General features: G+C 40.7%; 21 protein-coding genes. 9 read left to right on the forward strand and 12 right to left on the reverse strand.

Annotated features, from left to right (window positions below; genetic code table 11):
• The first annotated feature begins 325 nt into the window (after positions 1–325).
• Positions 326–1,342: a helix-turn-helix domain-containing protein gene (locus DBR43_RS26840; protein ID WP_124586424.1), complete on the forward strand. Its 1,017-nt coding sequence runs from the start codon at positions 326–328 to the stop codon at positions 1,340–1,342.
• Here the strand turns inward: DBR43_RS26840 and DBR43_RS26845 are convergent.
• The 3 genes from DBR43_RS26845 to DBR43_RS26855 all read right to left on the reverse strand — a co-directional run bounded on the left by DBR43_RS26845 (position 1,330) and on the right by DBR43_RS26855 (position 3,490).
• Complete coding sequence (locus DBR43_RS26845; protein ID WP_124586425.1) at positions 1,330–1,791, reverse strand: MaoC family dehydratase; 462 nt, start codon at positions 1,789–1,791, stop codon at positions 1,330–1,332. The two genes, DBR43_RS26840 and DBR43_RS26845, sit on opposite strands and share 13 nt — an antisense overlap.
• Positions 1,792–1,913: 122 nt before the next feature.
• Positions 1,914–2,384 carry a hypothetical protein gene (locus tag DBR43_RS26850; RefSeq protein ID WP_124586426.1) on the reverse strand — a complete coding sequence of 157 codons (471 nt, stop codon included), beginning with the start codon at positions 2,382–2,384 and terminating at the stop codon, positions 1,914–1,916.
• A 209-nt stretch (positions 2,385–2,593) separates the two neighbouring features.
• The gene (locus DBR43_RS26855; protein WP_124586427.1) at positions 2,594–3,490 is read right to left on the reverse strand and encodes a DMT family transporter; all 897 of its coding nucleotides are present in this window, start codon (positions 3,488–3,490) and stop codon (positions 2,594–2,596) included.
• Between the two features lie 101 nt (positions 3,491–3,591).
• Here DBR43_RS26855 and DBR43_RS26860 point away from each other — a divergent pair, with 101 nt between their 5' ends.
• Positions 3,592–5,013: a PLP-dependent aminotransferase family protein gene (locus tag DBR43_RS26860; protein WP_124586428.1), complete on the forward strand. Its 1,422-nt coding sequence runs from the start codon at positions 3,592–3,594 to the stop codon at positions 5,011–5,013.
• Between the two features lie 9 nt (positions 5,014–5,022).
• Here the strand turns inward: DBR43_RS26860 and DBR43_RS26865 are convergent, their stop codons facing one another.
• On the reverse strand, positions 5,023–5,799 hold the full coding sequence (locus DBR43_RS26865; protein WP_124586429.1) for a DJ-1/PfpI family protein: 777 nt from the start codon (positions 5,797–5,799) through the stop codon (positions 5,023–5,025).
• Positions 5,800–5,876: 77 nt separating this feature from the next.
• Entirely contained in the window at positions 5,877–6,794 is a 918-nt protein-coding gene (locus DBR43_RS26870; protein WP_124586430.1) for a GlxA family transcriptional regulator, read from the reverse strand.
• A 245-nt stretch (positions 6,795–7,039) separates the two neighbouring features.
• Between DBR43_RS26870 and DBR43_RS26875 the strand changes: the two genes are divergently transcribed.
• From DBR43_RS26875 to DBR43_RS26885, 3 genes are all read left to right on the forward strand, one after another.
• A complete protein-coding gene (locus DBR43_RS26875) occupies positions 7,040–7,615 on the forward strand; it encodes a hypothetical protein (protein WP_124586431.1) in 576 nt (191 codons plus the stop codon).
• A 152-nt stretch (positions 7,616–7,767) separates the two neighbouring features.
• A complete protein-coding gene (locus tag DBR43_RS26880) occupies positions 7,768–9,027 on the forward strand; it encodes a putative DNA modification/repair radical SAM protein (protein ID WP_124586432.1) in 1,260 nt (419 codons plus the stop codon).
• Between the two features lie 4 nt (positions 9,028–9,031).
• A complete protein-coding gene (locus DBR43_RS26885) occupies positions 9,032–9,802 on the forward strand; it encodes a TIGR03915 family putative DNA repair protein (protein WP_124586433.1) in 771 nt (256 codons plus the stop codon).
• A 76-nt stretch (positions 9,803–9,878) separates the two neighbouring features.
• On the opposite strand, the gene DBR43_RS26890 is transcribed toward DBR43_RS26885, so the two are convergent.
• The 3 genes from DBR43_RS26890 to DBR43_RS26900 all read right to left on the reverse strand — a co-directional run bounded on the left by DBR43_RS26890 (position 9,879) and on the right by DBR43_RS26900 (position 11,631).
• Entirely contained in the window at positions 9,879–10,415 is a 537-nt protein-coding gene (locus DBR43_RS26890; RefSeq protein WP_124586434.1) for a dihydrofolate reductase family protein, read from the reverse strand.
• Positions 10,416–10,481: 66 nt separating this feature from the next.
• Positions 10,482–11,264 carry an AraC family transcriptional regulator gene (locus DBR43_RS26895; RefSeq protein ID WP_124586435.1) on the reverse strand — a complete coding sequence of 261 codons (783 nt, stop codon included), beginning with the start codon at positions 11,262–11,264 and terminating at the stop codon, positions 10,482–10,484.
• 25 nt (positions 11,265–11,289) lie between these two features.
• Positions 11,290–11,631: a nuclear transport factor 2 family protein gene (locus tag DBR43_RS26900; RefSeq protein ID WP_124586436.1), complete on the reverse strand. Its 342-nt coding sequence runs from the start codon at positions 11,629–11,631 to the stop codon at positions 11,290–11,292.
• A 357-nt stretch (positions 11,632–11,988) separates the two neighbouring features.
• Between DBR43_RS26900 and DBR43_RS26905 the strand changes: the two genes are divergently transcribed.
• Positions 11,989–12,204: a helix-turn-helix transcriptional regulator gene (locus tag DBR43_RS26905; RefSeq protein ID WP_124586437.1), complete on the forward strand. Its 216-nt coding sequence runs from the start codon at positions 11,989–11,991 to the stop codon at positions 12,202–12,204.
• A gap of 130 nt (positions 12,205–12,334) precedes the next feature.
• On the opposite strand, the gene DBR43_RS26910 is transcribed toward DBR43_RS26905, so the two are convergent.
• Positions 12,335–13,753, reverse strand: a complete 1,419-nt coding sequence (locus DBR43_RS26910; protein ID WP_124586438.1) for a S41 family peptidase — start codon at positions 13,751–13,753, stop codon at positions 12,335–12,337.
• A 174-nt stretch (positions 13,754–13,927) separates the two neighbouring features.
• On the opposite strand from DBR43_RS26910, the gene DBR43_RS26915 reads away from it, so the two are divergent.
• Positions 13,928–14,425: a GNAT family N-acetyltransferase gene (locus DBR43_RS26915; RefSeq protein WP_124586439.1), complete on the forward strand. Its 498-nt coding sequence runs from the start codon at positions 13,928–13,930 to the stop codon at positions 14,423–14,425.
• A gap of 46 nt (positions 14,426–14,471) precedes the next feature.
• On the opposite strand, the gene DBR43_RS26920 is transcribed toward DBR43_RS26915, so the two are convergent.
• Positions 14,472–16,865, reverse strand: coding sequence for an outer membrane beta-barrel family protein (locus DBR43_RS26920; protein WP_124586440.1), 2,394 nt, complete (start codon positions 16,863–16,865; stop codon positions 14,472–14,474).
• A gap of 140 nt (positions 16,866–17,005) precedes the next feature.
• Here DBR43_RS26920 and DBR43_RS26925 point away from each other — a divergent pair, with 140 nt between their 5' ends.
• Complete coding sequence (locus DBR43_RS26925) at positions 17,006–18,007, forward strand: sensor histidine kinase (protein ID WP_124586441.1); 1,002 nt, start codon at positions 17,006–17,008, stop codon at positions 18,005–18,007.
• Between the two features lie 90 nt (positions 18,008–18,097).
• A complete protein-coding gene (locus DBR43_RS26930) occupies positions 18,098–18,796 on the forward strand; it encodes a LytR/AlgR family response regulator transcription factor (protein ID WP_124586442.1) in 699 nt (232 codons plus the stop codon).
• Here the strand turns inward: DBR43_RS26930 and DBR43_RS26935 are convergent.
• Both DBR43_RS26935 and DBR43_RS26940 read right to left on the reverse strand, forming a co-directional pair.
• Positions 18,767–19,432, reverse strand: coding sequence for a hypothetical protein (locus DBR43_RS26935; RefSeq protein WP_124586443.1), 666 nt, complete (start codon positions 19,430–19,432; stop codon positions 18,767–18,769). The two genes, DBR43_RS26930 and DBR43_RS26935, sit on opposite strands and share 30 nt — an antisense overlap.
• Positions 19,433–19,674: 242 nt before the next feature.
• On the reverse strand, positions 19,675–20,559 hold the full coding sequence (locus tag DBR43_RS26940) for a DMT family transporter (RefSeq protein ID WP_124586996.1): 885 nt from the start codon (positions 20,557–20,559) through the stop codon (positions 19,675–19,677).
• Positions 20,560–20,662 lie beyond the last annotated feature (103 nt).

The following is a 20,662-nucleotide window of genomic DNA, read 5'->3' on the forward strand; positions in this document are numbered from 1 at the left end:
TGTATGGTTGATTCTTTTTCTCATTGAGAGCGAGTTTAAAGTTTAAGAAATCAATAAAATTAGTGTTCTAGAAATTCATGAGTATGAATTCTTAGGGCTGATATAGAATGTGTTACCTTTGACTAATTCAAGCGCCAATAGTTCTAGTCAGGTGTTTTGTTTTAAGCGTTACTCTAAGCTAAATATTTTTTTCGACAATAACACTGCCCATCTGAATAAATGAAAACCTGGCCAATTGAGGCCTGATTTGGTACCAGATTTCTGATTTAATTGATAACTTGTGGCCGTATTTTTTCATTGCTATTCAAGAAGTAGGTCATAAATTATGTATGTAGTTGCCGGATTATTCAATATTATCTTAACGCAATTTGAGCAGTTGGAGATCGATGTACAGAAAATATTTGCAGAGTTTAAAACAGAGCTCAAGGTGCTGGAAAATGCCACCTGTAAAATTAATGCCGGGATCTGCGGACGCTACCTCGAACAGGTGGTCTTAAAAACAAAGGACCCGAGGATAGGATTGAAAACCGGGTTTCTAATCCCATTTACATTAACAGATGCTGTTTTCAATACGCTTCATAAAACGGAGAAACTTGCTGAGATTTTTGACAGAACAGGAGAAGCAGGGTATATAGCCACCGATATTACCAGTTATACCACCCGTGTAGCCGGCGACTCCTTTCATTATGAGCTGAAGATCCACCCGGAATTCAGTGCCCGGTATCCTCAGGCTGCAAGAGTCTGGGCCGAAATGCAATATGGTACGGCTATTCACTATGCACACGGTTTTACAGGACGATTTCTGCATCCGGTTTTAGTACATTCTCCTTATCCTCAGGAAGGAGTGGCAGATCAGCTGGGAGAATACCTGAATTGTCCGGCAAAATACAACCAGGATTGTGTGGCCCTGGTTTTTCCTAAATCTATTCTCGAACTGCCGGTTGTTCCTGTTCAGAAAAAGCTTTTACCCTTATTTGAGGAGCTGGAACGGGAGATCAGGGAGAAGCAGTATAACCGGCATTTTTCTTACGCCCTGGAAAGACACCTTTTACATAGCATTTCTAATCCTGGCCTGGGCCTAAAATCTGCTGCGCTCAGGTTTAATATGAGCGAACGTAATATGCAAAGGCGCTTAAAAACAGAAGGAAGTTCTTATCAGCTGATCCTAAATAAACTAAGGATGGAGTTGTCTCAAAAGTACCTGAAAGAAGATGTCTCCCTGAATGAAATTGCTTTTCTTCTGGGCTTCGATAGCCAGAGTGCCTTCAACAAGTTCTTTCAAAAACAATTCAGGACCACTCCAGGTAAATTCACCGGGATGAATGCCAATCAGTTGAAGTGATATAAAAAGATAATCGTTCCTTCAATCGCATTTTTTGTGCTGCCCTTCATTTCTAATGAAAACTGAATCACTGCTTTAGCTGTCCCCCTAAGGTTAACTAATGAAACCAGTTTTACCATCAGCCTGACCTCTGCGCCAGCCATTACTGCCTGCTTAAACCTCAGCTTTTCAACACCATAATTTACCATCATCTTAATGTTCTTTACCTCCACAATTTCAGCCCAGAGAAATGGCAATAATGATAATGTGAGATAACCATGGGCAATTGTTCCCTGATAAGTACTTTCCTGTGCCGCCTTCTCTGTATCTACATGAATCCATTGGTGATCCAGGGTCGCATCTGCAAATAAGTTAATTTGATTCTGGGTGATTGTCAGGTAATTTGAAGGCCCGATTTCCTTTCCTACATAGGCTTCAAATTCTTTAAAACTATGGATAACTTTCTTCATAAATTGATCTTAACCTGAGCGTGGGTATTGTTTTTTCTCAGGTTTCGAAGATACGCTGCCGCTTAAAATGGCTTTTGAAAAACAAGCCAGATTTTTGTCCGAAAGCGTCATTTTTTTTGCCATTAATTTTTATCCTGGGCAGGAATGGGATCTTTCTGGTCGAATTTAAAGGAAAGCACAGCAATAACCAGCACAAAGGCATAGGAAAAGAAAACATCCAGGTTTCCCGTAAACAAGGGGGATTCATATGCCCTATAGAGGATACAGATGATTATTAAACAGGCGGTCAAGCCGCTTGCCAATACAAGAGATTTGGAGAATGCCCGGCTTAGGTTTCTTTTTTTAGTCTGCCAGAAAGTCCACCATACAAAAAGCCAGCAGGGGATGGATATGAAAACGTAATATCCGATCATATGCAAAAAATTGTATGCTAAAATGACCTGAACAGGCTCATCGGTATTGACTACGTGGAATTGTTCGTATTCGGGACCGGCATAGAAGTAATGAAATAAATTAACTAAATATAAGAGCACAGTGCCCAGGACGATGGTCGTTAGCCATACTTTGAGAGGGTATTTATAGCATTTTAACATTAAGTTAAAACTAACCAATGTCTTGCACATTTGCAAAAATAAGTGAAGCTTTTAAGCAGGGTTTACTGAAGTTTATTTACTGCTAAGTATTGATATGCAGATGGTTGGTTGATCTTACAGGAATTTGGGCTGCAATGAAAATTGAACAAGCATTGGAAAGCCTGCTCATTTCTTAAAATAAAGCAGGCTTTTCTTTTTTGCTTATTCCATTATTTTGCGAATTTTTTTGAACCCGCAACGCAAAGAATTACGCCAACGGTGACACCTAACATGGCAATGCTTACCTTTTCATGAAGTAAAATTGCGGCAAGTGCCAATCCAAAAAACGGCTGCAACAACTGTAATTGCCCTACTGCTGCAATACCTCCCTGGGCCAGGCCACGATACCAGAATACAAAGCCAATCAGCATACTGAATACAGAAACATAAGCCAGGCCAATCCAGGCCGCCGGGCCAACTGCAGTTAACGTTGCCGGAAGTCGTAAATACATCATCGGTGCGGTAACCGGCAGGGAGAGTACCAATGCCCAGGAAATGACCTGCCATCCTCCCAGTGTTTTTGAAAGTTTTGCTCCTTCGGCATAGCCGAGCCCGCATAGAATAACCGCGAGCAGCATCAGAACATCACCAATAGGTGAGGCCTTAAGGCCTTGTGCAATTGCAAAGCCGATCACGAGCAGGCTTCCCGCGATGGAGAAGAGCCAGAATGCAGGGCGGGGGCGTTCAGCACCACGCATGACGGCGAATATGGCAGTGGTAAGGGGCAGCATCCCAAGGAATACAACAGAATGTGCAGAAGTGACATATTGCAGGGCCATAGCACTCAACAAGGGAAAACCTATGACTACCCCGATGGAGACGATGGCTAAGGAAGCCATCTGTTTTCGGGCAGGTCGTTTTTCTTTAAAAAGGAGCAGGATACAAAGGGCCAGCAGTCCGGCAATGGTTGCCCGGGAAACGGTTACAAATACCGGATCCAAATCCAGCACGGCTGCCCTTGTTGCGGGTAAGGATCCACTAAAGATCAATACACCGATGAACCCGTTTTTCCAACCCTTGCTGCTGTTTTCTGTTGTTTTTTCGGGAATTGATAGATGATTACTCATGATGTTAAGCTTAATTATTATTTAAGCGAAAATAGCCGGGGAGCAGTGCTAATTACAGTCTCAGTTTTGTGTATTTCGATGGACACAGTTATATTTACAACATGAGTAAAGATTTTCTGTACAATGACATCGCAAATGCAATTGCCAGCCAGATCAGAACAGGAGTCCTGAAATCCGGAGACAGGCTGCCTTCAGTAAGAATATTGTGCAAAGACCATGGAATAAGTATGAATACGGCTAAGCGGGTGTTCCTGGAACTGGAATCCCGGTCCTTAATTGATTCAAAACCTCAGTCGGGTTATTTTGTGAGCCGGCAGTCTGATATCAAACTTCCGCTTCCTGAAGTAAGCAGGCCATCATCAGTGGCTAACGACAAAGAGCCGGACGAACTGATCAGTACAGTTTATGCTGATATGGGAGATGACAGGCTTACACTTTTTTCCATTAGCGCGCTTTCCGGAGATTTACTGCCATTAGTGAAACTAAAGAAAGAGATCGGGCATGCGATCCGGGACCTTAAAGATGCTGGTACTGCCTATGAATCTTTGCAGGGCAATGTAAAACTGAGGAGGATGGTTGCTGTCCGTTCTTTGGCCTGGGGCGGGGATTTACATGAAAATGATGTGATCACTACCAACGGGGCCATCAATGCAGTTTCTCTTTGTCTGATGGCATTGGGAAAGCCAGGCGATACTGTCGCCATGGAGAGCCCTTGTTATCCCGGAACCTTACAACTGGTCATCAGTCTTGGGTTTAAAGTGCTGGAGCTCCCGACTCACCCTGTTACAGGCTTAGAAATAGAGGCTTTAAAGGAAGCCATTCCGAAAATTAACATTTGTCTGCTCGTTCCCAATTTCAATACACCTCTGGGCAGCTGCGTCCCCGATGAACATAAAAAAGAAATCGTAAACCTTTTATCCAGACACGACATTCCGCTGATTGAAGATGATGTATATGGCGACCTGTATTTCGGCATGCAACGTCCAAAATGTTGTAAATCATTTGATAAAGAAGGAAATGTTTTATGGTGTAGTTCGGTATCCAAAAGTCTGGTGCCCGGTTTTCGTGTCGGTTGGGTTGCTCCGGGAAAATACAAAGAAAAGCTGTTGAAGTTAAAGCGCATTCATTCTATATCTTCCGCCTCGATCATTCAGGAATCAGTAGCCAATTTCCTGAAGACAGGAAAGTATGAAAATCATTTGCGTCAGCTTCGCCGGATCCTACAGGACAATTACCAAAATTATATTCATGCCATTGCCCAATATTTTCCGGAAGGAACTAAAATTAGCAGACCTCAGGGAGGACTGTCTATCTGGGTTGAGTTTAGCAAGAACATTGATACACGAAAATTATATGACCTGGCCATCAAACAACAGATCAGTATTGCGCCGGGACGAATGTTTACCCTGCAGGATCAATTTGAAAATTGCATGAGGCTCTGTATTGGCCTGGCCTGGTCAACGGAAATAAAGTTTAAACTCAAGCAACTTGGAAATCTTGCGAAGGTGATGCAAATGAATTGAGTTCAGGAATTACCTGACCACAAGACCTTGATCAGGTTGATATTTATCATACTCCATGTGTTGTGCCACCTTCATGGCTGCTTCTTTTCCTTTTAATTTGGCAACAAGGTGCAAGGCCCCATCTATTCCTGCGGAAATACCGGCAGTGGTGATGATTCTGCCGTTGTCCACGTATCTTGTATTCTTTAACACCCGGGCTGAGGGGACCGCTTTCTGCAGGTGCTCAATGCTGCGATGGAATGTCGTCACCTGGAGGTTATTCAGCAGGCCGGCTTTACTAAGAATGAAGGCGCCTGTGCAAACGGAAAAATAGCTAAGGGTAGCCTGATCGCGTGATTTAATCCAGGCAATGACTTCCGGATCATCAGCTGCCACTTCATCATTTCCTCCAAAAACAGCGAAGATATCTGCCAGAGGAGCATCAGCAATGCTATATTCAGGGATTATTTTTAATATCCCCTGCGAAATCAGCGGTTCTTTCGTTTTGGAAACGGTGAAAACCTTAAAACCTGCATAAGAAAACACCTCCATTGGTCCTGCAAAATCAAGTACCTCCACACCATTGTACAGGTAAAAACAAACTGTTGTCTGCTGTTCCTTAACCGGACGTTCTTTTTCATCCTTACTCAGCAGTGTCATTTCACAATGAGGACAAATTCCCGCTTTACTAAAGCTTATCGTATCGCAGGAGCCACCGCATGGTGGGCATACATAGGCAGAGACAGGTGGTTGCTGCGCAAGAAGAAGGCATGGAAATAGGAGCAGTGCCAGAATTAATCTTTTCATAAGTCAGAATTAGATTACAAACCTATATCAAAAAGATACATAAATCCGGACAAACAGAATGCGAATCCGGACAATCGTTAGCGCTTCTGATTAATGAGCTGTCGGAGTTGGCCCGGACTTTTATATCCGCATTCCATAGCGATCCATGCCATTTTATGATGGCCTTTCAGTAAGTGCATTGCTTTTTCCAGGCGCAGCTGCTGTACATATTGACCAATTGTAATGCCCGTAGAAGATTTAAATAAGCGGGTTAGGGATCTGGGGCTGATATGGATCAGTTCTGCAAGCTCTTCTATACTGATCTTTTCACGGAGGTGATGAGCAATATAATCCTGCACCTGGTGGATCTGATGATTGATGTGTTGTCTGTTTTGTATGTAAATGCTATCCTGCGGGTCTTTACCTTCCCGCCGTACATAGACCACCATATCCTTGGCAACCTGACAGGCAAATGCGACTCCATGTCGCTCCTCGACCAAAAAAAGCGCTAAATCAATCCCGGTAGCAATCCCGGCACTCGTGTATATATTCCCACTTTTAACATATAATATGTTTTCCAGGACCTTTATCCCCGGGTACTGTTGCTGTAAAGTCGAGGTCCAGGCCCAATGGGTGGTACACTGACGCCCTTCAAGCAATCCTGCAGCCGCCAGGGCAAAAGCAGCGGTACAAACGGAGCAGACCGTTGCATTCTTCGCAGCAGCATTTTGCAGCCATGGAATCCACAAAGCATCGTCGGAGCGCTGCCATTTGGCAATTTCCATACCGGCTACAATGATCGTATCATTCGCTTGAACCGTTAATTCTTCAGGTGCCATTACCTTCGTAAAACCCAGGCCACTCGAGGAGATTGGCTGAGCATAAGGGGAGACGTAGCATAGTTCATAGGGTTTCCCAAGACCACCTGATTCATAAAATACGGTTACTGCTCCGGCAAGATCCAGCAGGTGCACGCCATCAAAGAGAAAGAAAATAATGCGGTCAGTTGGGCTCATGTTAATATGGAATGGTCTCTATCTTATTCATTTAATCAAATTAAAGGTTTTATTCCAGTTGGGGAGAAATCGCATGAGTTTTTTTTAAAGCAGACGCTATCCTTTATCGCGATTAATAAAAAGTTAATTAATGTTAAATATTAGTAATTAACAGCTCACTTGAAGGGTTTATTTTTAATTTGTAGCCGTAACCACATGATCTGTATTGTGATCAGCTAAAAAATCTTAACCTTAAAATCAATTTCGTGAAGAAAATTCTAACCCTATCTTTAATTATTTGTGCATCATATGTTAACGCCCAGCAAACTCCCAATACCACTGCAAGCGTCGAAAAGTCAATATTTGGAATTCAGACCGGTTTTTTGGGTATTTGGCTGAACAATGAATCCAGGCTTTCTAATACGATTGCATTGAAAACTGAGTTAGGGTTTGATGCCGGCCTTTGGGGAGGGGATTTTTATAAACGAACAGGCTTTCTATTAACGCCCGTACTTACTGTAGAGCCACGACTGTATTACAATCTGAAAAAACGCGTTTCTAAATCCAGGTCAATTGAGAATAACTCAGGTAATTTTATCTCCCTGAAAACCAGCTTTCATCCGGACTGGTTTGTCATTTCCAACTATGACGGCTTAAAGGTGATCAGTGACTTCTCCATTGTTCCAACATGGGGCATAAGAAGGCATATTGGCCGGCACTTTAACTATGAAGCCGGAATAGGTGTTGGCTATCGTTATATCTTTGCAAAGCGCGCCGGGTATCTCAATAACGAAAGCGATCTGGCAACCAATCTGAATTTAAGAATCGGCTACACATTTTAGATCTTGCTATAAAGGTTCATTCCGGATTCATCAGATCAGTGTCCATGATTTCCTTACCGTAACACTTTCTCCGGTACGAAGATGTGGATCAGAATTTATTCGGTAAAAATACTAATATTTTTAGTATTTTTACCGAATAAAGGTAAAGGTACATGGTCAATAGCAGGGTAATAGAGAAATTGGAAATACTGGCCGATGCAGCGAAATATGATGTTTCCTGTTCTTCAAGCGGTAGCAAACGAAATAATAAAGACAAAGGACTGGGAGATACCAAAGGGTATGGGATTTGCCACGCTTTCACAGAAGATGGCCGGTGCGTGTCCTTGCTCAAGATCTTACTGACCAATCATTGTATTTTCGATTGTGCTTATTGTGTGAGCAGAAAGAGCAATAATGTTAAACGAGCTGCATTTACGGTCGAGGAGGTGGTCGATGTGACCATCAATTTTTACCGCAGAAATTACATCGAAGGATTGTTTTTAAGTTCAGGGATTTTCGACAGTCCTGATTATACCATGGAGCGATTGGTTCGGATTGCTAAGAAATTACGCATAGACCATAATTTCAATGGCTATATCCATCTGAAGGCTATTCCAGGCGCAAGCGACGAATTGATGAAGGAGGCCGGATTATACGCCGACCGCTTAAGTGTAAATGTTGAAATGCCAACGGAGAAAAGCCTGAAATTACTGGCACCTGAAAAAAAACATATCGACGTAATCAAGCCAATGGAGTACTTAAAAAAGGAGATCATTGGTTATCGTGAGGAAAAAGCCCTGAATAGGAAAGCACCCGCCTTCGCACCGGCCGGACAAAGTACACAGATGGTGATCGGGGCCACAAAGGAAACCGATATGGAGATTCTGGGGATGGCGGATTATTTCTATCAGCAAATGAATATGAAAAGGGTATACTATTCCGGATACGTTCCCATCAGCAATGATGGCCGGCTGCCCATGATAGGCACACCGGTTCCGATCATCCGTGAAAACCGTCTTTATCAGGCAGATTGGCTGATCCGGTTTTACGGATTTAGGGTCAATGAAATTGTCGGGTTTGATCAGCCGGATCTTGACCTGGATATTGATCCTAAATTGGGTTGGGCACTGCGTAATCTGGATCAGTTCCCTGTAGATATTAATACCGCTACCCTTGAAATGATCAAACGAATCCCCGGCATTGGACATCAAAATGCCAAAAAAATTGTAGCTGCACGGAAATTTAACAGACTTTTACCAGAGCATTTACAAAAGATGGGCATCGCTTATAACCGTGCGAAATATTTTTTGGCTGTTCCTCATCCTTTTTCGATCCAAAAGGATTTTACATCGATTCAGATTAAACAGCAGATTCTAAGCCTGCAGCACAGTAAATATAATGCTGATTTTTCTTCACAACTGGCCTTATTCTAAGTTAATGACCGCAATGATTTACGATGGAACCTATCAGGGCTGGCTGACAGCAATCTTTGATAGCTATGAGTATAAAATGAATGATGTATGTTTTTTGAAAGGGGAAACAGCGGCGATTCCGTTATTTGCGACAGCTCATTATGTGGTTACGGATGAAGTGAAAGCCAGGCGTGTGATAAAAGGACTTAAGCTGCGCCTTTCTGCAGAAGGACTGAATAATCTTTATAAGGTCTATTTATCAGAAGAAGAAAAATCGGAAGAAATGATGTGTCGTTTTGTAAGGTATGTGTTTACAAGCAAAGAGAACATTGAGCAAAACTTCAGCAACAGCGCAGTTTGGGATGTTAAAAAGCTGGCTAAGAAAGTGAAACGGGAAGCTCACCGGATGGAAGCCTTTGTTCGTTTTAAACTGACGAAAGACAACCTGTTTTATGCCATCATTGAACCTGATCACAATGTTTTACCGCTTGTTGCAGGTCATTTTAAAGGCCGATACGCAGATCAGCGCTGGTTAATTTATGATGCAAAGAGAAAATATGGCATCTATTATGACCTGGAAACGTTGAGCACAGTGGAACTTGAGTTTAGGTTGGGTCCTGCTTCGGCTAAGGGCATTACAGAAATTTGTGACGAAAGAGAGGCGTTTTTCCAGGAACTTTGGCGCAAATACTTTAGCAGCGTTAATATTAAAGCACGCAACAATATGAGGCTTCATATCCAGCACATGCCTAAACGATATTGGAAATATTTGCCGGAAAAGATGCCGGAAATCTAATGCTATCCTTTCCCGATGAGCATTAAAAGTTCCTGTGCGGAGCGATGGTCGTTGTATGCATTGGCAAGCTGTAAAATTACAATTTATCGATACGGTAACGGAGCGATACCAAACCGGTTTCATAAGTTTTGCTTTGTAAGAGACTGAGTTTAGTACGGCTATCCTGCTTGCTAAATAGTGCTTTCCCGCTGCCAAGGAGTATCGGGTGTACAGAAAGCCATAATTCATCTACGAGACCCGCTTTCATTAAAGCTTCGCTGAGCTCAGCGCCACCGTATAACCAGATGTCTTTGCCCGGCTGTTCTTTTATCGATCTGGCTTGTGTAATGCTATCTTCAGATATCAGAACAGCACCTTCTTTTACTGTTTTCAAAGTATTTGAAAATACATATTCTGTCATACCAGGCATACCTGGAATCGCTTCCCCGTTATTGTCGCTAGCGTGTTTTTGTGCCATCTCGTAGCTTTTACGTCCAATAAACATCGCGTCTATACGGGTAAAGAACTCATTCAATCCATAGTCCTGATCGCTGAAGCACCAATCATATTCGCCATTGGGCCCTTCAATATATCCATCCAGTGTTACTGCCAATCCTAATATTAGTTTTCTCATATCTCTAATGTTTTTGTAAGGCAAAACTCTAAAGAATAACTCAATTCAAATTGTACAAAACGGACATCAGTACAGAATATCCGCCGCATGTGCCAACTCGCCTGGAGTACAGCCTGCATAGGTTTTATAGTCACGGTTAAAGTGCGCCTGATCGTAGTAACCACTTTTGCAGGCTATTTCCGTAAGTGAAAGCACCGGGTGTTTTTTCAGGTGAGATAGTGATTGTATGAACCGGCAGACACGCAGGTATTCTTTAGTTGACAGGCCAACATATTGCTGAAATTTTCTTGAAAGATGTCGCTGACTAATACCGGTGTCGTTCGTAAGTTGGCTCAGTGATATGAAGCCTGCAGTATTTTGCACCTGTTGCAGGCAATGGGCAATCTGTAATTCATTCTTCCCTAAGGTCAATTGTCGCAGCAAATAATTTTGCACCAGAAATACACGTGTCTCATTATTACGAGCGGAAGCTAATTTATCCTCTATTTCTTCTGTGAGGTCGTTCCAGATCTCAGACAGCGCTGTATTCGTGTCACTTAGCATTTGCATTGGAAGGTGGAAGAATTTATAGGCCATGCCGGGATAAAAGCAAATGGCAAGACAACCTGCACCTTTACGCATCTGAATATCCATTGGGCGGCTCATACGAAAGCTAATGATGCTGCGCCTATGCAGCTCATCACCGATAATTGCGATGGGCGTACTGGTGTAGTTCAGAAACAGTTCAACACAGGTGTCCGGGAGCACACGTATGTGACTGGTGTCTGTACCTTCATCGCAATCCATCGTACATATCAGCTTGATGTAGGGCTGGAGAATGGGGATGATATCATACTTTTGAATACGCATAGCTCATAAAAGTATAAATTTCCCACTAAATCCCGATAACGAAAGCCTCTAATTCGGCCATCTTACCATCGCGAAAGCGCCAGACATCGCAGTAGGAATAAGCAGTCATTTTCCCTTCTTCGTTTTTCATATTGATTTTACCAATTGCTGTGACAAATTCCCCCTCGGCGATTAAGTTTTCGACCATGAATTTGGGAGGCTCCAGGTAAGTTGCTGCCATGTATTCCCGAACGGCTTGTTTTCCCCGCAGTATTCTGTCGCCCACAAATGTCCATGTTGTATCCTCAGTGCAGAAAGATAGAAAGCCCTCATAATCTCCTTCTGTGATGGCTGCATTTGCTTTTTCCAATATTGCTTTGTGATTCATGTGTAGCTGTAATTTAAGTTTAACTGAATAACCCGATGGAAGTTCCGGGATCTTGTTATTGATTTAGGAATCAAAAGCAGTACCAAAAAAACTGCGGCCCGGCATAATTTTTATTTACCAAATAGCAGAACAGCACAGTGCATGTTATCAATAAAACTAGTTGTTTGTAGCTTTTCTGTTTTTGAAGGATTTTAAGATGCTCATCCCTTTTCGACATATTAGTTTGAATAACGGATATTATTGATTTAATTCGTATAGTCTATTGAACTGTACATGATTACCAATGATTTACAAAACTGTGTAAAGAATGACAGGCCGCGAAGTTTTTCAAAACAGGGATTTTATTAAGCTATAAGTATGGAGGAAACGATCAGACCTTTACCTTATTTTTCAAAAAGAGAAAAACAGATTATCGAGCTTAGCGCTGAAGGTTTAAGCGATAGTGAGATCTCAGAAGAAATGTCAATAGCTGTCAGGACGGTTGAAAATCTCAGGCAGAATGTTTTGGAAAAAACCAATTACGAAAACATTATCCAGCTGATCAATGAATGTAAAAAGCAAAGCGTGATATAATCTCTTGTTATTTGCAGCTTTCCCCAGGCATTAAGCTCCGGACAAATACTACAATAAATGGCTGCTAAAAATCCCAATATTCATTATCGAATGGTTTATTTAGTATTAATCGCCCAGCCATTTAAAAAGATCAGTTTTTTACATTTCGCAAATTTCCCAGTTCGCGTACAGCGGCTTCAAATGCGGCATCACTGGTCATAATAGTTTTCAGGTCTTCAGCTCCCGCGTACACATGAGGTGCTATGCCTATGTTCTCCAGATTTTGGCCGGATGCACTTGTAAATATTTCATTGGACAGCGTGAACTCCCAGCCATTTGGTAATTTCTTTGGTAGGGCATCTGAGAATATACCTTCGGTTTTACAGCCGACACGCTTGAAATTTGGAAGCGACATGGTACCCATCGTGAAGGTTTCTGCTGCGCTGGCAGTGCTTTTGCTGGTCAATAAAACAACCGGAGCCAGGTAAGTGGGAGCGGAAAGGCCGGCAAAGATCAGCTGCTTTTTCGTAAGTCCTTTTTCCGTCCATGCCTGTTTGCTAAACATCAATGTTTTTGCCTTAACAAAATGTTTCAGTAATTCCAGGGATACCAGATCAAATCCTCCTCCGTTAAACCTCAGGTCAAGAATGATCCCCTTCGTGTTGCGCAATTCGTAAAGTGCTTTACCGATGAACTTGCCTGCGATGGCAGCCTCTTTCGTCTGCACGTCAGGCTCCTTGAAAAGATGACTTGTATACTGTTCCCAGTAGGCATTGCCGGTAACACTGTCCGGGATTTTAAAATCAAGATAGCAAATCATACTGTTAATCTGGATATAGCCCATATTATCTTTTATTACCCCCCAATTTATGATTCCTTTTCCGAGCATATCCCTGCCTGACATTGTGGGTTTCTTTACATTTTTATAAAGCACATGATCCCGGAGCTTTTTTAAAGAGGGGCCGGCCGGCGATTCCTCAGCTGTAGCTGTAGATGTTTTGTGAAGTTCGTCTGGCATGGCTATGGCTGTATGACCATCATTGATATGCCCTGTCATTTCGGTCAGTAACTGATGTAATTTAGCCGGTGTAGTCTGCTTACTAATCTCAGCGCGCTTGCGTTTGTACAAGCTATCCCAGTTGACGTTTCTTGTTTTGAAATAGGCATAATTCTCCAGGAAGGTGTGGTAGAATACATCAAAATTGTAGCCTGGGTCCCAATTTGAGCTTTGATCTGTATTGCAACGGCCAGGCAAGCTGGCTGTTCGCGTTAGCCGATACTCGGTTATGCCGCTGCTGATGATCAGCGTATCCTGAGCAATCTGTTTAAATTGACCCAGAAAGCCCATATCCTGAAGTTTTACCGTTTCTTTAGGTACGCAGCTGACTTTAGTGGTATCATAGAGATTTACTGACGTTTTTGTAATGTCGATAATTTTCCCATAACCCTCCATTTTCCAGGTTCCCTGTAGTGAATAGGTGTTTCTGGAAGTTTGGTTGCAGGAAGAGCAGATGGTCAATGCAGCAATTGCCATAATCACTTGCAGCGGAGCGGTTAATTTTATTTTCATATCCAAAGTTACCTGCTATTAGATTTCGTAAGCGTTAAATAATGTTAAAAACTTACCAGCCGATCATAGTCCGCATTTTTTAACTCATATACAGGTTTATAGTAATAAAAAAACACCGGCGTATAATTGTTGTAATTCTATATCTTCGTTGTATTAAATAAATTATTAAACTGAATGGCAATTAATTTTAGGTCCGGTACAAGTCAGGATAAAGACAAACTTCAACAATTAGGACTAAGTTCTTACACGCAATTTAAAACAGTTTTAACAGAAGAGAACTGGAACAAAATGTATGGTTTTCTGACAGCAGAAAGTTCCTATACAGATCTTTTAGACAGGTCAAAATGCTTTGTCTGTGAATCTGGAGATGATTTGATTGGGATGGCCTATTTGGTTCCGAGTGGAAATCCTACTGAAATCTTCCAGGGAGACTGGTCTTATATCCGTATGGTTGGAGTTGATCCAGCTTTCAGCGGTAATGGAATCGGGAAAAAACTTGTTCAAATGTGCCTCAGTCATGCTAAGGAAACAAATGAAAAAGTAGTAGCGCTGCATACTTCTGAATTCATGAACTCGGCACGATACATTTATGAGAATTTAGGTTTCAGTCAGATCAGGGAATTGGAGCAATTATTTGGGAAAAAATATTGGTTATATCTACTTAATGTATAAAAGATCCCTGCCAAACCGTCGTTTGCAGGGATCTTTCCTGAGCTCATTATGGGTTGGTTCTGTTCCTTTCGTCTTCGTTTCCAAAATTTCTATTTTTAGATTTCAAATTGATGTTGCCAAATTTATAGCTCAACGCAATTCTAAATCCCCTTGTATCCCTGTAGCTTTTTACATTATTTTCTACGTTGTTGGATTTATAAGAGATCAGAGGTTTCTGGGCATTTAATAAATCTTCGCCTGTGATGGTAAATGAAAGGTTCTTTTTGAGGAATAAGAATTTCATTGAAGCATCCAGCATATGAATAGAGGAGATGTGAAAAATCTGGTAACGTCCCGGCAATTGCAAGCCGTAGTTTACCCCTAAGAATACCGATTTCGATTTGTTTAGCGTGAAATCATTATTTGTATAGAAATATCCGTTACCACCATCAATAGATTTTATAAGGCTTGTTTTTGATTTTACGTTTTGATAGTTGATATTAAATCCCGTAATGCTGTTCCAGCAGGACCATTTTTTGAAGTTGTAATAGGTAGAAAAGCCAATTTGATAGGTGTTGGCATAATTCAAAGGACTGCTCCGGGTAATGTTTGTGGATGGGTCTATGATAGACAACTCCTGGCCAAAATCGGATACCTGTGATAAGTAGATGTTGCTTACCCAGTTTTGCTTCCTGATGTAGGAGAATTCCAGGTTATTGATAAAGGAGGGTTTTAGAAAGGGATTTCCTTCGGAATAATAATATGGACTGGTTTTGATCACAAATGGATTCAGATAATCAAAATCCGGCCTTCTGATTCTCCGGCTATAGTTAATGGAGAAGGAATTGTTGTCGTTCGGAACATAGGTGACATAGGCGGTGGGAAATAGTTTGGTGTAATTGTTTTTATTGCTTTGGTTCAGATTTCCGGAATAGCCCTCAGTTTGTGTCGCTTCCATCCGAAAGCCAATTTGTGTTTCCCATTGTGCATTTATTTTTTTACTGGTAGAAAAGTATAGGGCTTCATTGTATTCCTGATAATTAAATCTGTTGGATTGACCGGCATCTGGAATTGGAACTCCCGTTTCGTTGTTGTAAACAACCAGGTCATTATTGGTATTGGTATAAGAAGCCTTTGCACCAAAGCTGATGTTTGCCCATTTATAAGGTAGTGAGAAATCTATTTTTCCGGAATAGTTTTTAATCTTATTGATGTTGTTATTGGTCGATGAAAAGAACTTATTTGGAATGGTGTGTTTCTGTTGATCAAGTTCGTTTCCTTCAAAAAAGCGGTAATCTTTTTTGCTGTAATTGAAGTAATCGAAATCGACCGTGATGTTTTTTCCGAGTGAGTCCAGGGAAATGGACTGGTACCAATTGAGCGAACGCATTTCCGGTTTGTTATTATCCAGGACATCGGAAAGCACATAAGAAAGGACGTTTTTACCGGCATTGTCAAATCTGGTGGTCAATGGATTGTTTGTCGATGTTTTATCTGTTAAGCTGCTGAGGTACCTGATCCCCGTGGTCCATTTGTTGCTGAGCTTGTAATCAAGTCCGAAGCCCAGGCTCAATGTCTTGTTTTTAGATGTGTTCCTGATCTCCTGGCTCCACAGTTCATCTGTATAAAAAATCTGACTGGTGGAGGTCGTCAATAATTTTTGGGTGCCCTTGTTAAGCGAGGCATTCAGGGAAAGTTTGTCCTGGTTATAATTGAATAAACCCTGAAGACTTCCACCCGCATATGTCTTTTGTGTATATGAGGTGCCGATATTGGCATTCCATGAATTGGCTTTAGCCGATTTCAGCTTGATGTTGATGAGCCCGCTGTTTCCTTCTGCATCATACTTTGCAGGCGGCGCGGTGATTACTTCTATGCTTTTGATATTACCAGAGGGAATGGATTTAAGGAAATCTGCGAGGTCTTCCTGTGGTATTCTTTGTAAACGCTCATCAATCATGACCAATACTTCACCTTTTCCCACAATGGAAACCTGGTCGTTCTGAACCCTTACTGTTGGTGTTGCTTTCAGCGCATCCAGTGCCGTTCCGCCGGTTGCCATCACAGAATTTTCGACGTTAAACACCAATCTGTCAACTTTCTGCTCAATGATCTTTTTTCTCCCGCTAATGGTCACCCCCTGAAGTTCTGTAGTTTCATTTATTTCTATATTCCCAAGTTCCATGTTCTGGTTTAAGCTAACTTCCTGACTGGTAAATCTTGTGCCGAATTGTTCTAAAATCAAACGGTAGTTTCCTTTCTCAGCCTTCATGAAAAAGTACCCTGTGCTGTCAGTTAATGCTTGTCTGATCAATATACTATCGTTCTTCATCAAATTTGCATATACGAGTTCTACAGGAACTTTACGGGAATTAACTACTTTTCCACTTAGGGAGAATTGCTGACCGAAAACATTGACATGAAATAAAACGGCAACGAGTAAAGGAATAATCTGCTTCATACTTTTTCTATTAATTTTTATACAAAACTCAAGGGAACAGGCTGTTTTAGCTACTTTTTTCGACAAACCCATTTGGTTTATCTACAAACCCACTTTTTTACCTTTATTCGAATGGATACTTTTGTATAAAACAATTACAGATGCACAATAGCACATTATCAAAGCGTTCAGAACGACTTATTCACCTTTTATTCTGGGTTTTTACGGCGTATTTTGCGTTTGTCATGAATCCGTTTGAGTTCCGGTTTTTCATCCCTAATTTATTTTATCTTACCTATCTGATCGCTTTTGTCGCGACTTTTTACTTTCATTACCTGGTGGTGATGAAATGGGTTTTTAAAGCATTTCAATGGAAAAGATTGTTATTAGGAATGGTCATTTCCTACCTGGTGTTTACCGCTTTAAGGTGGTTTGAAGAACAGTTTGTTACCGGAATTTTATTTGATAAAGTCAATTATATCAACCCTTCTTTTATAAGTTATCTGGTTGATAACCTACTTTATAGCAGTAAGCCCATCATATTCAGTTCTTTTCTTTGGTATGTCATCTATTTTATCCACCTCCTGGAGGAAAAGAAAAATACGGAAATCAAATTTCTCAAAGCTCAGATCAATCCTCATTTTGTTTTCAATACCTTAAATAATATTTATTCGATGGTCTATTTTCAATCTGAGAAATCACTTCCTGCAATCGCGAAACTGAGTGAGGTCATGAGGTTTACCACGTATTATTCCCAAAGAGAAAGGATCAATCTTACTGAAGAGATCAATTACATTAAGGCGTATATAGAACTGGAACAATTCAGGCACACCGAAAGTGATTTTGTAAACCTTAATATTAAAACGGATGATGAAAACATAGAAATTCCGCCTTATATATTATCTCCCCTGATAGAGAATGCTTTAAAGCATGGGCTTGCATCTAATGAACATCCAATCTTTGTAGAGATCAGTACAGATTCAAAAAAAATATCTTTTTTTGTGAGAAATGAAATCGGCAGGCAGAAAAAAGATAAGCTGGGAGGAATAGGCTTAGATAACCTTAAAAAGCGATTAGAGCTCTATTACCCGAATGCTCATCAGCTCAGTTTAACCAATGAAAACAATCAATTCACAGCCCTGCTTCAGATTGATCTGAAATAATAACCGATCAGGCAGATTACTGATTGAAAGCAACCCGGAAGGAATGCGAATTCCCGGGGATGAAAAATTTAATAGAAACAAATATAATTCATGAAAAAGAGAATAAACTGTATCATACTTGACGACGAACCTTTTGCAGTAAAACTTATTGCCGATTATGCATCGAAGGTCCCACAATTAAATGTGCTGTATGCGGGCAGTGATGTATTCAAGGCCATAGAAATCCTAAACACTGAAATGGTTGATTTGATCTTTTTAGATATTCAAATGCCAGATTTAACAGGTATTGAGCTGATGCAGTTGTTTAACCAAAAGCACAACTTTGTTATTACTTCTGCCTATGCTGAATATGCGTTGGATGTATACCAGTTTCATGTGATCGACTTCCTTTTAAAGCCAATTATATTTAACCGTTTTTATCAAAGTGTAGAAAAATATAACCGCTGGCAGGAAACTTTTCAAAGCGCTGATACAGATGATTACCTGTTCGTGAAAGCAGACCGAAAGCATTATAAAGTTGCGATAGATTCGATCTTGTATATTGAAGGGTTGAAAGATTACATTCGCATTCATACCAATACGGAAAAGATCATTGTGCTGGAAAATATGAAAGACATTTTGGTAAAGCTACCGGAAAAACGATTTGTCCGCATTCATCGTTCCTATATTATCCCATTGAATAAGATCCGGGTTATCGAAGGAAATCAAATTCAAATGATCAATGGGGAGTACCTGTCGATCGGGGAGACCTATCGAAAATTAATCGGGGAATGGATAGATCAGAGATAATTTTACATTTTTCCATATCCCGATGTCCGTTAAGCTTGTGGATTTAATGGTGTTTTTTGGGTAAAATTCATAGATCGCATTGCCAACAATAGGTTGGTTGGATACTATTTTTAGTGGGTCTGTTGGTTTATAAACACTTCCCCTTTCAATTATCGCCTGATTAATTTGAACATATAAAATTTTGTGGTCGCTGGAGTCTATTAATTTAATATTGCCTTTTAGGAAGGATGTAGTTGAAGGAAATGTTTTACCTCCAAATTTCGTTTTCACCTTGTAAAATATCAAACTATCATTTGTTTCTTTAAGACCATCAAATTCATATCTCATCAGGCCTGTGTTCATTGTTGCACTGCCATAAGTTTGATGATATGTTGTAATGTTAAACTTAACACCATTAAATGTCTTGGTATACTGCGATGCCGGTGTTAACAAGGTGTCTTTTTGGGTGGTTGGATTTGTGCTGTTTTGTATATCCACTAGCTTTAAATTACCAATTTCCGGTTTGGTAATAAAGTAAGAGCCGGGTAACCTTTCAATTTTACTTTCTGTGAAAGGCTCATTTGCTTTCAGAATGGTTAAACCCGTAAATTCACCGTTTGTCACAAAAGAACCCGAATAGGCAAAGTCATATAACACATAATTTGAGTTTACTATTCTTTGCCTGTACAAACTGTTCAGTTTCCTGCGCCCTTTATTTTCCGAATTTTCCGAACGACAGTTTGAAAAAATGGTGATTAGAAACAGGTAGATAAGTAGCGGCTTCATATGATGGTATCTCAGGTTCAAATTTAGGTAACTTGATGCAGAATTTTATTCTTCCCGGCTCTCTTTGGATGTTTTTGTTAAATCATATTTTACAGTGATTTATTACCCAGCCATTAAGTCAGCCGCTCTAAATCAGGATTTTTTTTCGAAAAGAAAGTCTGCAAAAGAACAGAAGCGACAACAAAGCTACAGCCAATATAAAAGGCATAGTTGACTTCCTTTCCTTCATTGAAAAAAATAAAGGCCATTATTACGGCATAGATCGGTTCCAGATTGAAACTCAAGTTGACCGTAAACGCTGGAATAGACTTTAGAGACTCTGCAAAGAGTACATATAATATAACCGTGCAAAAAGCAGCTAACAACAACAGGTAAACGAGATCACTCATTCCCGGAACCAGGTTTGCTGTTGGAAAGTAGTATAGATACACGGGTAGTACTGCAGCTAATCCCAGAGTTCCGCCAATCATTTGATAATAATTGATTACGATACAATCATATCTTTTAACCAGCCTTTCATTGAATACCGTATATAGTGCAGCAAATGCGGAAGAAATGATACCGAGAACAATGCCGAGCTGATAGGAGGAATCAAAATGAAAAATCAAGCTGATACCGAACAAAGTCAAAGCACTCAGCAAAAGCTGTAAAACAGAGAAACGCTTTTTATTAATCATAGGCTCAAATATTGCCGTAAAAAGACTGGTCAAGCAATAACAAACGACTCCAACCGAGATATTTGAATATTTGATGCTTGCGTAAAAGAAAACCCAATGGATGGTAATCAGCAGGCCAATTTTCCCAATATTTAACTTTTCACGAAACCCACCGTTGAAAGACTTTTTGAGAAATTTCAATACAAAGAATAATATAATGGCAGAAAAAAAGACCCTGTACCATACCAAGAGACCTTCATTGAGGGAAATAAGTTTACCGAAAACTCCTGTAAAACCAGCGAGTAAGACTGCTATGTGTAATAGCAAATATGATTTTTTCATAAGAATCACCTAAATGTAACGAACTGTAAAAACTCTGAATTATTGGGCGTACAAAAGATATCGATGAATTTCATCGATGCTACGCCATTGATTATGCCGGAAG

It is taken from the genome of Pedobacter sp. KBW06, assembly GCF_003852525.1.
Classification (GTDB): domain Bacteria; phylum Bacteroidota; class Bacteroidia; order Sphingobacteriales; family Sphingobacteriaceae; genus Pedobacter.

What these genes read in the sequence shown, in the direction of transcription:
- DBR43_RS26840 (WP_124586424.1), top strand. Translation starts at nt 326, where the DNA reads ATGTATGTAGTTGCCGGATTATTCAATATTATCTTAACGCAATTTGAG.
- DBR43_RS26845 (WP_124586425.1), bottom strand. Translation starts at nt 1,791, where the DNA reads ATGAAGAAAGTTATCCATAGTTTTAAAGAATTTGAAGCCTATGTAGGA.
- DBR43_RS26850 (WP_124586426.1), bottom strand. Translation starts at nt 2,384, where the DNA reads ATGTTAAAATGCTATAAATACCCTCTCAAAGTATGGCTAACGACCATC.
- DBR43_RS26855 (WP_124586427.1), bottom strand. Translation starts at nt 3,490, where the DNA reads ATGAGTAATCATCTATCAATTCCCGAAAAAACAACAGAAAACAGCAGC.
- DBR43_RS26860 (WP_124586428.1), top strand. Translation starts at nt 3,592, where the DNA reads ATGAGTAAAGATTTTCTGTACAATGACATCGCAAATGCAATTGCCAGC.
- DBR43_RS26865 (WP_124586429.1), bottom strand. Translation starts at nt 5,799, where the DNA reads ATGAAAAGATTAATTCTGGCACTGCTCCTATTTCCATGCCTTCTTCTT.
- DBR43_RS26870 (WP_124586430.1), bottom strand. Translation starts at nt 6,794, where the DNA reads ATGAGCCCAACTGACCGCATTATTTTCTTTCTCTTTGATGGCGTGCAC.
- DBR43_RS26880 (WP_124586432.1), top strand. Translation starts at nt 7,768, where the DNA reads ATGGTCAATAGCAGGGTAATAGAGAAATTGGAAATACTGGCCGATGCA.
- DBR43_RS26885 (WP_124586433.1), top strand. Translation starts at nt 9,032, where the DNA reads ATGACCGCAATGATTTACGATGGAACCTATCAGGGCTGGCTGACAGCA.
- DBR43_RS26890 (WP_124586434.1), bottom strand. Translation starts at nt 10,415, where the DNA reads ATGAGAAAACTAATATTAGGATTGGCAGTAACACTGGATGGATATATT.
- DBR43_RS26895 (WP_124586435.1), bottom strand. Translation starts at nt 11,264, where the DNA reads ATGCGTATTCAAAAGTATGATATCATCCCCATTCTCCAGCCCTACATC.
- DBR43_RS26900 (WP_124586436.1), bottom strand. Translation starts at nt 11,631, where the DNA reads ATGAATCACAAAGCAATATTGGAAAAAGCAAATGCAGCCATCACAGAA.
- DBR43_RS26905 (WP_124586437.1), top strand. Translation starts at nt 11,989, where the DNA reads ATGGAGGAAACGATCAGACCTTTACCTTATTTTTCAAAAAGAGAAAAA.
- DBR43_RS26910 (WP_124586438.1), bottom strand. Translation starts at nt 13,753, where the DNA reads ATGAAAATAAAATTAACCGCTCCGCTGCAAGTGATTATGGCAATTGCT.
- DBR43_RS26915 (WP_124586439.1), top strand. Translation starts at nt 13,928, where the DNA reads ATGGCAATTAATTTTAGGTCCGGTACAAGTCAGGATAAAGACAAACTT.
- DBR43_RS26920 (WP_124586440.1), bottom strand. Translation starts at nt 16,865, where the DNA reads ATGAAGCAGATTATTCCTTTACTCGTTGCCGTTTTATTTCATGTCAAT.
- DBR43_RS26925 (WP_124586441.1), top strand. Translation starts at nt 17,006, where the DNA reads ATGCACAATAGCACATTATCAAAGCGTTCAGAACGACTTATTCACCTT.
- DBR43_RS26930 (WP_124586442.1), top strand. Translation starts at nt 18,098, where the DNA reads ATGAAAAAGAGAATAAACTGTATCATACTTGACGACGAACCTTTTGCA.
- DBR43_RS26940 (WP_124586996.1), bottom strand. Translation starts at nt 20,559, where the DNA reads ATGAAAAAATCATATTTGCTATTACACATAGCAGTCTTACTCGCTGGT.